At 68.3% G+C, this 12731-nt stretch carries 13 protein-coding genes; 7 read left to right on the forward strand and 6 right to left on the reverse strand.

Annotated features, from left to right (window positions below; all coding sequences use genetic code 11):
- Positions 1-67: 67 nt before the first annotated feature.
- The 3 genes from RU01_RS05875 to RU01_RS05885 are packed head-to-tail and all read left to right on the forward strand — an operon-like array spanning position 68 to position 2204.
- Positions 68-706: a lipid droplet-associated protein gene (locus RU01_RS05875; RefSeq protein ID WP_042573595.1), complete on the forward strand. Its 639-nt coding sequence runs from the start codon at positions 68-70 to the stop codon at positions 704-706.
- Positions 703-1956, forward strand: a complete 1254-nt coding sequence (xseA, locus tag RU01_RS05880) for an exodeoxyribonuclease VII large subunit (protein ID WP_042573596.1) — start codon at positions 703-705, stop codon at positions 1954-1956. The genes RU01_RS05875 and xseA overlap by 4 nt, the downstream gene beginning before the upstream one ends.
- Positions 1957-1991: 35 nt before the next feature.
- Positions 1992-2204 carry an exodeoxyribonuclease VII small subunit gene (locus RU01_RS05885; protein WP_042573681.1) on the forward strand — a complete coding sequence of 71 codons (213 nt, stop codon included), beginning with the start codon at positions 1992-1994 and terminating at the stop codon, positions 2202-2204.
- Between the two features lie 6 nt (positions 2205-2210).
- On the opposite strand, the gene RU01_RS05890 is transcribed toward RU01_RS05885, so the two are convergent.
- On the reverse strand, positions 2211-2783 hold the full coding sequence (locus RU01_RS05890; RefSeq protein WP_042573597.1) for a DUF4245 domain-containing protein: 573 nt from the start codon (positions 2781-2783) through the stop codon (positions 2211-2213).
- 192 nt (positions 2784-2975) lie between these two features.
- Between RU01_RS05890 and glpX the strand changes: the two genes are divergently transcribed.
- The 3 genes from glpX to RU01_RS05905 all read left to right on the forward strand — a co-directional run bounded on the left by glpX (position 2976) and on the right by RU01_RS05905 (position 5951).
- On the forward strand, positions 2976-4016 hold the full coding sequence (gene glpX / locus RU01_RS05895; RefSeq protein ID WP_042573598.1) for a class II fructose-bisphosphatase: 1041 nt from the start codon (positions 2976-2978) through the stop codon (positions 4014-4016).
- A gap of 47 nt (positions 4017-4063) precedes the next feature.
- Positions 4064-5464: a class II fumarate hydratase gene (locus RU01_RS05900; RefSeq protein WP_042573599.1), complete on the forward strand. Its 1401-nt coding sequence runs from the start codon at positions 4064-4066 to the stop codon at positions 5462-5464.
- Positions 5465-5540: 76 nt separating this feature from the next.
- Positions 5541-5951, forward strand: coding sequence for a hypothetical protein (locus RU01_RS05905; RefSeq protein WP_042573600.1), 411 nt, complete (start codon positions 5541-5543; stop codon positions 5949-5951).
- On the opposite strand, the gene RU01_RS05910 is transcribed toward RU01_RS05905, so the two are convergent.
- Together RU01_RS05910 and RU01_RS05915 are read right to left on the reverse strand one after the other, a co-directional pair.
- Complete coding sequence (locus RU01_RS05910) at positions 5952-6815, reverse strand: acyl-ACP desaturase (protein WP_042573601.1); 864 nt, start codon at positions 6813-6815, stop codon at positions 5952-5954.
- 147 nt (positions 6816-6962) lie between these two features.
- The gene (locus RU01_RS05915) at positions 6963-8279 is read right to left on the reverse strand and encodes a PhoH family protein (RefSeq protein WP_042573602.1); all 1317 of its coding nucleotides are present in this window, start codon (positions 8277-8279) and stop codon (positions 6963-6965) included.
- Between the two features lie 254 nt (positions 8280-8533).
- On the opposite strand from RU01_RS05915, the gene RU01_RS05920 reads away from it, so the two are divergent.
- Entirely contained in the window at positions 8534-9355 is an 822-nt protein-coding gene (locus RU01_RS05920) for an alpha/beta hydrolase (RefSeq protein WP_042573603.1), read from the forward strand.
- On the opposite strand, the gene RU01_RS05925 is transcribed toward RU01_RS05920, so the two are convergent.
- The 3 genes from RU01_RS05925 to RU01_RS05935 are packed head-to-tail and all read right to left on the reverse strand — an operon-like array spanning position 9342 to position 12663.
- Positions 9342-10145 (reverse strand): carbon-nitrogen hydrolase family protein, encoded by an 804-nt coding sequence (locus tag RU01_RS05925; RefSeq protein WP_231568608.1) that lies wholly within the window; start codon positions 10143-10145, stop codon positions 9342-9344. The two genes, RU01_RS05920 and RU01_RS05925, sit on opposite strands and share 14 nt — an antisense overlap.
- On the reverse strand, positions 10142-11446 hold the full coding sequence (gene glyA, locus RU01_RS05930; RefSeq protein WP_042573605.1) for a serine hydroxymethyltransferase: 1305 nt from the start codon (positions 11444-11446) through the stop codon (positions 10142-10144). The genes RU01_RS05925 and glyA overlap by 4 nt, the downstream gene beginning before the upstream one ends.
- 23 nt (positions 11447-11469) lie before the next feature.
- Positions 11470-12663: a hypothetical protein gene (locus RU01_RS05935; RefSeq protein WP_042573606.1), complete on the reverse strand. Its 1194-nt coding sequence runs from the start codon at positions 12661-12663 to the stop codon at positions 11470-11472.
- Positions 12664-12731 lie beyond the last annotated feature (68 nt).

Raw genomic sequence — 12731 nt, forward strand, 5'->3', positions numbered from 1 at the left:
CGGAGTGGCCGGCGCTTCCCGCGCACGTCGACTGGGAAAAAGCCGCGCCGTGGGGCACTCTGGGACCATGATTCGTCCTCCGTTCGCAGCCCGCGTCGCGCTCGGGATCGCCGTGACCGTCGTCGAAGAAGCGCGACGTCTGCCCACCACGGCCATCTCCCTGCCCATGACGGCGGTCAGCGAAGTCCTGCAGACCGCGATGCGGCTCCAGCAGACGGTGACCGAGCTGGCCATCAAGGGCGACCAGGTGTTCTCGCTGATCGGAGCTCGCCCGGAGGAGACGGCGTCCTGGGCGACGTTCGACGAGGACGACGACGGGCTTCCCGGCCGCTACACCGACGTGCCGCTGAGGTCCGAACCGCTCTCGACCGAACCGGAGCCGGTCGGAGACATGGCGGGCGAGATCGACGTGCCCGACCCCGGTGCCCCCGCGGGACGCTTCGCGCTGTACTCGACTCCCCCGTCCGAGATCGAGTCGGTCGACGCCGGGCCTGGCCCCGTGCTGTCCACCGCGCCGGCGGAGGCGCCCGAGATCGTGGAATACCTCGACTACGACGCGCTGACGCTGGCGCAGCTGCGTGCCCGGCTGCGGACGTTGTCCGTGGAGGATCTGTCGTCGCTCCTCGACTACGAGGTCTCCTCGGCCGACCGCGCTCCGTACCGCACGATGCTCGAGAATCGCATCACCACCGCCCGCGCCAAGTGACCTCTTCCCCGTCCGCCGCCCCCTCGAGTACGGCCGAGAACCCCCTACCGGTTCGCACGGTGGCCACGAAGGTCGCCGGATGGATCGACCGGCTGGGAAGCGTGTGGGTCGAGGGCCAGATCACGCAGATCTCGGTGCGCCAAGGGACTCGAACTGCGTTCCTGACTCTGCGGGATCCGTCGGCGGACATGTCGCTGTCGGTCACCTGTTCGCCGATGCTGATCCAGAATTCCCCCGTGCAGCTGGTCGAGGGCGCGCGCGTGATCATGTACGGCAAGCTGTCGTTCTTCACCGGTCGCGGGACATTGTCGTTGCGCGCCACGGAGATTCGCGCAGTCGGCGTCGGTGAACTGCTTGCACGCATCGAACGGCTCCGAGCCCTCCTCGCCGCCGAAGGCCTCTTCGATCCGCGTCTGAAGCGCCCCCTCCCCTTCCTGCCCCGGACCGTCGGCCTCATCACCGCACGGGCGAGCGCAGCCGAACGCGACGTGCTGAGCGTGGCGCAGCGCCGATGGCCCGCCGTGACGTTCGAGGTTCGCAACACGCCTGTGCAGGGGCCGTCCGCGGTGCCCGGCATCGTGCGAGCGCTGGCCGAACTGGACAAGGACCCCGCGGTCGACGTCATCGTGCTCGCCCGCGGCGGCGGCAGCGTCGAGGACCTGCTGCCGTTCTCCGACGAGGCTCTGTGTCGGGCCATCTCTGTGGCGACCACACCCGTGGTGAGCGCCGTGGGACACGAGCCGGACAGCCCCCTCAGCGACTACGTCGCCGATCTGCGCGCCGCGACTCCCACCGACGCCGCCAAGCTGGTGGTTCCCGACGCCGTCGCGGAACTGGAGCTGATCGGCGAACTGCGGAGTCGCAGCGCCGCCGCGCTACGGAGTTGGGTGCAACGCGAGACGCGGGCACTCGACGCGATGCGGCAACGTCCCGTCCTCGCCGATCCCCTGTCCGCGATCGACCGTCGGCACGCGGAGATCTCCGAGATGCGCCGCGTCGTCCGCCGGGACGTCGATCGGGCGGTGGCCGGGGAGAGCACGGCCGTCGGACACATGCGGGCCCGGCTGACGACGCTCGGACCGGCCGCGACCTTGGCTCGCGGGTACTCGGTCGTGCAGCGGGTCGTCGCCGGATCGGATCCCGAGGTGGTGCGGTCCGTCGAGGAGGTGGCGCCGGGCACTCAACTGCGCATCCGTGTCGCGGACGGCGCCGTCACCGCCGTGGCCATGGGTCGTAGCGGCTCCACCTGACGAGTCTGTCGGGGCGGTCGGGAACAATGGGTCTCATGAGCGAGACGACGTCGGTCACCGACCTGGGATACGAAGACGCGCGGGACGAACTGGTCGACGTGGTCAAGTTGCTCGAGCAGGGCGGCCTCGACCTCGACGCGTCCTTGGCGCTGTGGGAGCGCGGCGAGGCGCTCGCGACCCGCTGCGAGGAGCACTTGGCCGGCGCGCGCACCCGCATCGAGAAGGCGCTGGCGCGCGACGAGGACTGACCGCGCTCAGCGGGGAGCGAGAACTTTCGCCGACGCGACAGCTGTGGCCAGCGCGACGAACTCGTCCTGCGATCCCGATCCGGTCACCAGCACGCGCGCATCGCCCAGATCCGCGACCCAGTACGGCTCGGTCGCGTCGTTTCCGTACACGACCCAGTTGACGTTCGCGATGGTCTCGGCGCCGCCGGCGGACACCTGCGAGCTGCCGGCCTTGAAACGCACCAACTCGTCCTCCGTGGCGTCGCTCTGCGTGAGCGAAAGGTAGCTGCCCGCCCCGGTGACGTACCCGACGGTGCTCGCGTCGGACCCCGACCCGGTGACGGGGGGCCTGCTCGCGGAGTTCGGAATCCACTCCGCGGGTACCTGCGGTTGACGGATGGGGAACGGCAACGCGTTCGCGTCGGCTTGCAGGGATGCTCCGACATCGATGCGAGGAACCTCACCCGCTTCCGGGCCGCCGACACGCAGCGAACACTGTCCGGCGATGGCCGCGATCACCAGGCACGCGAGAAGCAGCGGGATCAGGGACCAAGCCATGTCCTTGTTGTTCTGCAGAATCCTGGGTTTCTTGTCGGCCACGACTCCAGTATCGCACCGCGTGCGGCGGTGCCCGCCATCCCTGCAGTTCGGCGGCTCACCCGAGAGTCCGCAGCCATGCCGCTAGTGCGACAATCACGACGAGTCTTTTCGCCCGAGTCGATGTTCATCCGGTGCGGACGACGCCCCGACACGGGCTGCGGACCGCGCCACGCGCCAGGAGGCAGCAGTCACATGACGGCCAGCACAGACAGTCCCACGCACATGGCGCCAGATCGCAACCTGGCTCTCGAGCTCGTCCGCGTCACCGAGGCCGGGGCGCTCGCGTCCGGTCGCTGGGTGGGTCGCGGCGACAAGGAAGGCGGCGACGGCGCTGCGGTCGACGCGATGCGTCAGCTGGTCAGCTCGGTCTCCATGCGCGGAGTCGTCGTCATCGGTGAGGGCGAGAAGGACGAAGCGCCCATGCTCTACAACGGCGAGCAGGTGGGCAACGGCAACGGTCCGGAGGTCGACTTCGCCGTCGATCCCGTGGACGGCACCACGCTGATGGCCAAGGGCATGCCCAATGCCATCTCCGTTCTGGCAGTGGCCGAGCGCGGCGCCATGTTCGACCCGTCCGCCGTGTTCTACATGGAGAAGATCGCCGTCGGCCCCGACTACGCCGACGCCATCGACATCACCGCTCCCGTGGCCGAGAACATCGCGCGCATCGCCAAGATCAAGAAGGGGTCGTCCTCGGACGTCACCGTGTGTGTGCTCGATCGGCCCCGCCACCTCGAGCTGATGCAGCAGATCCGCGACACGGGTGCACGCATCCGCCTCATCTCCGACGGTGACGTCGCCGGCGCCATCGCAGCCGCTCGTCCCGATTCGGGCACCGACATCCTGATCGGCACCGGTGGCACCCCCGAGGGCATCATCGCCGCGGCAGCCATGCGCTGCATGGGTGGAGCACTTCAGGGCCGCCTCGCACCCACCGACGACGCGGAACGCCAGAAGGCCGTCGATGCCGGCCACGACCTCGATCGCATCCTCAACACCACCGACCTCGTGTCGGGCGAGAACGTCTTCTTCACCGCGACGGGCGTCACCGACGGCGACCTGCTGCGCGGAGTCCGCTACTCCGGCGGCGGCGCGTACACGCAGTCCATCGTCATGCGCTCCAAGTCCGGCACCGTGCGCATGATCGACGCGTACCACCAGCTGAACAAGTTGCGGGAGTATTCCTCCGTGGACTTCGACGGCGACACCTCCGGCGCCGTCCCGTCCTTCTGACGCGCGCACTCCCGAATTTCCCACCACCGACTCGAGGCACGAGGTACATGACAGACAACGATCAGCAGTTCCGCATCGAGCACGACACCATGGGTGAGGTCCGCGTCCCGATCGACGCGCTCTGGCGTGCGCAGACCCAGCGCGCCGTGGAGAACTTCCCCATCTCGGGCCGCCCGCTCGAGCGCACCCAGATCCGTGCGATGGGCCTGCTCAAGGCAGCGTGCGCCCAGGTGAACAAGGACCTCGGGCTCCTCGACGCGGACAAGGCCGACGCCATCATCGCGGCGGCCGGCGAGATCGCCGACGGCAAGCACGACGACCAGTTCCCGATCGACGTGTTCCAGACCGGGTCGGGCACCAGCTCGAACATGAACGCCAACGAGGTCATCGCGAGCATCGCGAAGAACGCCGGCGTCGACGTGCACCCCAACGACCACGTCAACATGTCGCAGTCGTCCAACGACACCTTCCCCACCGCGACGCACGTGGCCGCCACCGAAGCCGCCGTCACCAGCCTGATCCCCGCGCTGGAGTACCTGCACGCTGCACTCGCGGCCAAGGCCACCGAGTGGAAGACCGTCGTTAAGTCCGGTCGCACCCATCTCATGGACGCTGTGCCCGTCACCCTCGGACAGGAGTTCGGCGGTTACGCGCGGCAGATCGAAGCCGGCATCGAGCGAGTCGAGGCCACCCTGCCCCGTCTCGGTGAACTGCCCATCGGCGGCACCGCTGTCGGTACCGGTCTGAACGCACCCGACGGTTTCGGACCGAAGGTCGTGGCCGAGCTGGTCAAGTCGACCGGTGTCGATGCCCTGACACCCGCCAAGAATTCGTTCGAGGCACAGGCCGCTCGTGACGGTCTGGTCGAGGCGTCCGGTTCGCTGCGCACCATCGCCGTGTCGCTGACCAAGATCGCCAACGACATCCGCTGGATGGGATCGGGCCCGCTGACCGGTCTCGGCGAGATCAGTCTCCCCGACCTGCAGCCCGGCAGTTCGATCATGCCCGGCAAGGTCAACCCGGTGCTGCCGGAAGCCGCGACGCAGGTCGCCGCGCAGATCATCGGCAACGACGCCGCCATCGCCTGGGGCGGTGCAGCCGGCGCCTTCGAGCTCAACGTCTACATCCCGATGATGGCGCGCAACCTGCTCGAGTCGTACACGCTCCTCGCCAACGTCTCGCGTCTGTTCGTCGACAAGTGCGTCGACGGTCTGGTCGCCAACGAGGAGCACCTCAAGCAGTTGGCCGAGTCCTCGCCGTCCATCGTCACCCCGCTCAACAGTGCGATCGGGTACGAGGAGGCGGCAGCCGTCGCCAAGCAGGCACTCAAGGACAAGAAGACCATCCGCGAGGTCGTCCTCGAACGCGGTCTGGTTCCCGAGAAGTTGTCCGAGGCCGAGCTGGACAAGCGCCTCGACGTTCTCGCCATGGCGAAGGTCCAGGACTGATCCGACTCCCCCGATTTCCCCCTACTGCGCGCGAAATGCGCGTGGTAGGGGCTTCGGAGGAGGATCGTCTCGGCTCATGAGACGAACTGCAGGAGCAATCATCGGCGCCACCGCTGCGGTCGGCGCAGCACTGGCCGCACCGACCCTCGCGTCGGCCGGGCCCGTTCCGGACGGTGTCTACATCGGCACGACATCGCAGGGCGCGCCCGTTCCGCTCTGGGACGGCAAGACCATCACCGGCGACACCACCGTGAACCGGTTGCTGGGCGTGAACGCGATTCCGGGTGACGTCTACCGTGCGCCGAGCATCGCGGGCGGCGGCGACGTGGTCCACGTCGACTACTCCCGGCTGTCCCCCGCCTTCGGCGCCGTGTTCCACGACGAGATGACGCAGGACGCGGTGAACCCGAACCGGTGGAACGGCACCGTGTACTTCGTCGGGGCCGGTCAGCCCATCGAGGTGGGGGCTTTCGCCATCACCAGGTGATCAGGATGCGGTGCTGAGCGCCGCGTTCAATTCGGCGCGGGCAGCGAGTCCGTCCTCACCCAAGCCTTCGAGTCCGAAGACGTTCCATGCTTCGAGCAGAGGGGCGACGACCTGGTCGCGCTGCACCGTGCTGTCGTACAGCCCTGCCTCGGCGAGCAGTTCGGTGCTGTTGCCACGGCCCGGAAGTTCGACGGACGGCAGTGCGAACGACGCGACGGTGTCGGCGATGGCACGGATCGCGCCGTCGGCGTCGACGCGGATGGCGGCATTCACCAGGTCGACGAACAGCGTGGTCTGCAGGTCGTCGTCCTGGGCGATGCGATCGAAGATGCTCGAGAGCAGCGGATCCTGCGCCACCGACGCCGACATGCGATGACGGACGGTCGCAGCACGCTCGTCCAGGGCGAACTTGGCCAGGATGTGCAGGACGTGCAGCGACGGTGCCGAGTATCCGGACGTCATGTGCTCGATTCGCACGCGCTCGAGTTCGACGGGGTCCACCGCTCGCGTCGTCATCAGGTAGTTCCGCAGGACGATGGCGTGCCGGAACTCCTCAGCGGTCCAGCGTCCGAGGAGCTTCCACCACGTGTCGTTGCTGCGCAGGGCGAACGCGAGATCGCGGTGGTACTCGGGCAGGTTGTCCGCGAGCAACACCCCGACGGTGGCGCCGAGCACGTCGACGTCGCCGAGGGTGACCTGGTCCGCGGACCAGTCCTCGCCGCCGAGGAACGCGAAGTTCCTGCCCGAGTCCCACGGCACGTACTCGTGAGGCTGCCAGTCCTGCGCGGCGTCGATGTGCTTCTGCAGCGCCTGCGCGGCGTCGACTTCGAGCTCACTCAACAGGTCCTGGTCACTCTTCGGCATCACAGCAGCATAACGGCACGTGACGGGGTCACCGAACGATCCGACCTGCTCGGGACCGATTCCAGTGATCGTCCCGACACTCCCCGGCGGAATCAGGGACGCGTCACATGAGCTACCCCGTCACCTACCTCGACTACCTACCTCGAATCACGCGGGCCCGAACTCCTCCAACATCTCCGTGACCAGTGCAGCGATCGGCGAACGCTCGGACCGTGTGAGCGTGATGTGGGCGAACAGGGGGTGGCCCTTGAGCTTCTCGATCACGGCGGCGACACCGTCGTGGCGACCCACCCGCAGGTTGTCGCGCTGCGCCACGTCGTGGGTCAGCACCACGCGAGAACCCGTACCCAGGCGGGAGAGCACCGTGAGCAGCACGTTCCGCTCCAGCGACTGCGCCTCGTCGACGATGACGAACGAGTCGTGCAGCGACCGTCCGCGGATGTGCGTCAACGGGAGCACTTCGAGCATGCCGCGTGCGGTGACCTCCTCGATGACCTCGGGGCTCGCCAGACCGTCGAGGGTGTCGAACACCGCCTGCGCCCACGGGCCCATCTTGTCGCTCTCGCTGCCGGGCAGGTATCCCAGTTCCTGACCGCCCACCGCGTACAGCGGCCGGAACACGACGACCTTGCGGTGGGTGCGGCGTTCCAGAACGGCGTCGAGGCCGGCCGTCAACGCGAGTGCGGACTTGCCCGTTCCCGCCTTGCCGCCCAGCGACACGATGCCGATGCTCTCGTCGAGCAACAGATCGAGCGCGACGCGCTGTTCCGCGGAGCGTCCGTGCAGGCCGAAGGCCTCCCGTTCGCCGCGCACCACCTGGATCTGCTTGTCCGCCGTCACCCGTCCCAGCGCACTCGACGTTCCGCCGAGGAGTCGGACACCGGTGTGGCACGGCAGTTCCCGTGCCTCGTCGAGGTCGATGACACCCTCGGCGAACAACCTGTCGATGGTCGCGCGCGACGCCTCGAGCTCGGTCATGCCGGTCCAGCCGGACGGCACGACGTCGTGAGCCTTGTACTCGTCGGCGGGCAGACCGACGGCGCCGGCCTTGACGCGCAGCGGAATGTCCTTGCTGACCAGGACGACGTCCTTGCCCTCGGCGGCGAGGTTCAGGGCGCACGCCAAGATTCGTGAGTCGTTGGTGTCCGTCCGGAAGCCGACCGGAAGAACGGCCGGGTCCGTGTGATTGAGCTCTACCTGCAAGGTCCCGTTCTCGGTTCCGATGGGCACGGGCTGATCGAGCCGCCCGTACTGCACCCGCAGGTCGTCGAGCATCCGCAACGATTCGCGGGCGAACCAGCCGAGTTCGTGATGATGACGCTTGCCCTCCAGCTCGCTGATGACGACGAGCGGAAGGACGATCGCGTGCTCGGCGAACCGAGACACCGCCCACGGATCCGAGAGCAGAACCGAGGTGTCCAGCACGTAGGTGCGGACGGGGGAACCTGAGCGAGCTGCAGTCACGAGGGGCTCCTAGGAACGCGCGGTCACCGCGCATCCGTCGATCGCTGGACCGGTCGATCCCGACACTGCAGGGACCGGGGCCGGCCCCTCCCGACCGAATGAATCAGTCATGTGTGAGGACCTCCCGTACGGACGGCTTCCCCGCCACCCGCACTGCTGACGCTAGACCGAAAGACGCTCCGCGGCCTGCCGACACGAGTGGGCGTGTCGGTGAACAGCCTGTTACATGCGCGCCACAGTGTTAACTTCGGCCGATGCAGAATGCGCAGGAAATGCAGCAGCTCAGGGGAACCCACGGCACCGTCGCCTACCGTTCCTGGCCGTCCACCACTCCGGGATTCATCGCCCTCGTCGCTCACGGATACGGAGAGCACTCGGGCCGGTACGGCCACCTGGCGTCGACACTGACCGCTGCCGGCGGTGCGGTGTACGCCCCCGACCACCACGGTCACGGCCGATCCGACGGCGAACCGGCCGAGGTGTCCGACGTCGACGGCATCGTCGCCGACCTGCACACCATCGCGGACACCGCCCGCACCGAGCACCCGGGGCTGCCCGTCGTCCTGATCGGCCACTCGATGGGCGGTCTGATCGCCACACGCTTCGCGCAGACGTACCCCGGCGAACTGGCGGCCCTCGTCCTGTCGGGCCCGCTGGTCGGTACGAACCCGGCGTTCGCGATGCTCCTGTCGATGGACGAGATTCCCGAGATTCCGATCGACCCGTCGGTGCTGTCCCGCGATCCGGCCGTGGGTGAGGCCTACGGGAGCGACCCGCTGGTCTATCACGGTCCGTTCGCGCGCATCACCCTCGAGACCTTCACTGCCGCCGTCGAGAAGGTGGCGGCGTCGGGCACCCTCGGCAATCAGCCGACTCTGTGGTTGCACGGCGGGGACGATCAGTTGGTGCCGCTCGATCCCACGACCGAGGCGATGCGCACGCTACGCGGCCCGAACTTCGGTGAGAAGGTATATCCCGGTGCGCGGCACGAGATCCTGAACGAGACGAACCGGGACGAGGTCGAGTCGGACATCGTCGAGTTCCTGGCGACGGCCGTGCCGGTCACCCGGGACTGACGACGCGGGCGATGCCCGCATAGAGGTCGGGGCGCCGGTCGACGAGGTAGGGATTGTCCCGGTGCGCCGCCTCGACCACGTCGGTGTCGACGACCCCGAGCACCAGTCCGGTCCCGTCCTCGAGTCGGTCGATCACCTCGGCGTCGGGACCGACGATGCTGCTGCGCCCCACGTAGGTGGTTTCGCGTTCGGTGCCGACATGGTTGATGTACGCGACGAACATCTGGTTCTCCCAGGCGCGCGTGCGGATCACCACGTCGGCGACGAACGTGAACGGGACCATCTGAGCGGTCGGCACCAGGAGCGCATGCGCCCCGAGAAGTGCTGCGGCGCGGACGTTCTCGGGGAACTCGACGTCGTAACAAATCATCAGGCCCAGTCGTACTCCGCGAAAGTCCACCACGGTCACCGCGTCGTCACCCTCGGTGTAGTAGGCACGGTCCAGGTCGCCGTAGAGATGCGACTTGCGGTGCTGCGCGACGACGGTGCCGTCGGCGTCGATCAGAGCGACGGTGTTGTAGACGGCCTCCCCCACCTGTTCGGGGAGCCCGACGAGCAGCGCGATGCCGCGGCGGCGTGCCACCGCGGCCGCCTCGGACACGAGATCCTGCGGCGACAGCTGGTGCAACTGCTCACCGATGTCGTATCCGGTGAGGAACATCTCGGGCGTGATCAGCAGGTCGGCACCGCGGGTGAGCGCGTCACCGGCAGCCTCGTCGAGCTCGGCGAGGTTGGCAGCGACGTCCCCGGGCGTACCGACCGTCTGTAGACCCGCGACGGTCAGTCTCACCCCAGCAGTCCCCATCCTTCGAGTCCCTCGTACAGCGGGAAGTTCTGGGCCAGGGTCGACACGCGCGACCGCAGAGCGTCGTTTGCCTCGCCCGTCGCGAGCGCGGTCGCGATGATGTCGGCCACCTCGGTGAACTCGGTCTCGCCGAAGCCGCGGGTCGCGAGGGCGGCGGTACCGATACGCAGGCCCGACGTCACCATGGGCGGGCGAGGATCGAACGGCACGGCGTTGCGGTTGACCGTGATGCCGACCTCGTGGAGGAGGTCCTCGGCCTGCTGGCCGTCGAGCTGGGAGTTGCGCAGATCGACGAGCGCGAGGTGCACGTCGGTACCGCCGGTCAGCACGGAGACACCCTTGTCGGCGACGTCCGCGCCGGTGAGGCGCTCGGCGAGCAGCGAGGCACCGAGCAGTGTGCGCTCCTGTCGCTCACGGAACTCGGGAGTACCGGCGATCTTGAACGCCACGGCCTTCGCTGCGATGGCGTGCATCAACGGCCCGCCCTGCTGGCCGGGGAACACGGCAGAGTTGAGCTTCTTCGCCCACTCCTTCTTGGCCAGGATGATGCCGGAGCGGGGTCCGCCGAGGGTCTTGTGAACGGTCGAGGACACGACGTCCGCGTACGGCACGGGCGACGGGTGCACGCCGGCGGCGACCAGTCCGGCGAAGTGCGCCATGTCGACCCACAGCAGCGCACCGACCTCGTCGGCGATGGACCGGAACGCGGCGAAGTCCTGGTGGCGGGGGTACGCGGACCACCCGGCGATGAGCACCTGGGGACGGGCATGGAGTGCCTGCTTGCGCACCTCGTCCATGTCGATGCGGTGGTCTTCCTTGCTGACGCCGTAGGACTCGACCTCGTACAGCTTGCCCGAGAAATTGAGCTTCATCCCGTGCGTGAGGTGCCCGCCGTGCGCCAGGTCCAGGCCCATGATCTTGTCGCCCGGGTTGATCAGAGCCATCAGGACCGCGGCGTTGGCCTGCGCACCGGCGTGCGGCTGCACGTTGGCGAACTCCGCACCGAACAGTTCCTTCGCACGGGTGCGCGCCAGGTCCTCCACGACGTCGACGTGCTCGCAGCCGCCGTAGTAGCGGCGGCCGGGGTATCCCTCGGCGTACTTGTTGGTAAGCACACTGCCCTGGGCCTGGAGCACCGCGCGGGGCACGAAGTTCTCCGACGCGATCATCTCGAGGGTGTCGCGCTGGCGACCCAGCTCTCCCGCCATGGCCGCAGCGACCTCGGGGTCCACCTCGGCCAGCGAGGCGGTGTCGATGTTGGTGGCGGAGACAGGCGCAGCAGTCATGGCCACGAGTCTAATGCTCGTGGTCAGCGCAGTCGTGACGGGATGAGAGGTTCGTCCAGCAGACGTTCGAACCGATCACTCCGCGCGTCGTCGGAGTCGGCCTGGTGCAGCCATCCGCGCAGCAGCCGGTAGCCCTCGACGTAGGTGCTCGTGTACGCGCGCCACAGCGGCGAGGACAGGAACCGCAGCATCTGCCGCGCGCGCTCCGGGGTCGCCAGGGACCACTGCGACAGGAACGCCGCGACGTCGTCCTGGCTGCGGTGACCGTCGTGCAACATCAGGGCGGCGTCCTGCCGCACCCCCAGGAGCTTTGCCGACGCCGTCTGCAACGCTTCCGCGCGCTCGCCGTCGAAACGCAGCCCGAGGTCCGCGTAGATCTCCTGCGCCCACACGCCCCAGCCCGGTCCGACGACGGATTCTAGGGCCAGGTCCGCCAGCCCCTCGGCCATGAGGCACTGAGGGGTGTTGACGACGAACAGAGTCTGCTCGGCCTGACCGGCGCCCCGCACCAGACCGGCCTCCTTGCGGCAGTGCTCGGTGTGGTGGCCCGGGTAGGACTCGTGCGCGATCAGGTGCGGAAGATGCGCCATGTGCTGCTTGAGGTCCGAGTTGATCGCGACCGTCGAGCGGTAGTCACCGAGGTAGTAGTTGAAGCCGGACCACGGCTTGTCGCCCACCACCTCGTAGGTCACCTGCTCGGTGTCAGGGAGGGGGTAGCGGGCGCGGACCTTGTCCCGCAGGGCACTGGAGAACGCGTCGACGCAGTCGGCGAGTCGTTCGGGCGGGATCTCGTCGGTGGCGCGGTGCGCGCGCACGCGGTCCGCCAGGGGGCCGGCGCCCGCGAGCACCTGATCCATGAGCCGGTGCGCCTCGCGGTAGTCGTCCGGATCGCCCGGCTCGATGGACACGTCGAAGTAGGCCGCGACCTCGTCGACGAAGCCGATCTCGTCGCCGGCCAGCTTGCGCGCCGACGTCTCGAGCGCGCGCAGGTGCACGTCCAGGAACGCCGAGCGCTCGGTGTCCAGACCGGACGACGGAAGCTCCGTGCGCAGGTTCGCCGCCCGCCGGGCCAGCTCGCGCGGGTCCGGAGGCGGTGCGTTCTCCACCTGTCGTCGCAGCTCGGGGTCGCCCGTGTAGGCGTCGACGAACCCCTCTTCGAGACGATCGAAGGACAAGCCCAGCAGCAGGTAGTCGTGGACCAATGTGTCGGCGTGCATGACCCACGACTCTAGCCACGTCCGCCCCGGGTGGCGGTTCGTCGGAGCCACCCAGCACAATTCAGGCA

This window comes from Rhodococcus sp. MEB064, assembly GCF_000834565.1.
GTDB lineage: Bacteria > Actinomycetota > Actinomycetes > Mycobacteriales > Mycobacteriaceae > Rhodococcoides.

What these genes read in the sequence shown, in the direction of transcription:
- RU01_RS05875 (WP_042573595.1), top strand. Translation starts at nt 68, where the DNA reads ATGATTCGTCCTCCGTTCGCAGCCCGCGTCGCGCTCGGGATCGCCGTG.
- RU01_RS05885 (WP_042573681.1), top strand. Translation starts at nt 1,992, where the DNA reads ATGAGCGAGACGACGTCGGTCACCGACCTGGGATACGAAGACGCGCGG.
- glpX (WP_042573598.1), top strand. Translation starts at nt 2,976, where the DNA reads ATGACGGCCAGCACAGACAGTCCCACGCACATGGCGCCAGATCGCAAC.
- RU01_RS05900 (WP_042573599.1), top strand. Translation starts at nt 4,064, where the DNA reads ATGACAGACAACGATCAGCAGTTCCGCATCGAGCACGACACCATGGGT.
- RU01_RS05905 (WP_042573600.1), top strand. Translation starts at nt 5,541, where the DNA reads ATGAGACGAACTGCAGGAGCAATCATCGGCGCCACCGCTGCGGTCGGC.
- RU01_RS05910 (WP_042573601.1), bottom strand. Translation starts at nt 6,815, where the DNA reads ATGCCGAAGAGTGACCAGGACCTGTTGAGTGAGCTCGAAGTCGACGCC.
- RU01_RS05920 (WP_042573603.1), top strand. Translation starts at nt 8,534, where the DNA reads ATGCAGAATGCGCAGGAAATGCAGCAGCTCAGGGGAACCCACGGCACC.
- glyA (WP_042573605.1), bottom strand. Translation starts at nt 11,446, where the DNA reads ATGACTGCTGCGCCTGTCTCCGCCACCAACATCGACACCGCCTCGCTG.
- RU01_RS05935 (WP_042573606.1), bottom strand. Translation starts at nt 12,663, where the DNA reads ATGCACGCCGACACATTGGTCCACGACTACCTGCTGCTGGGCTTGTCC.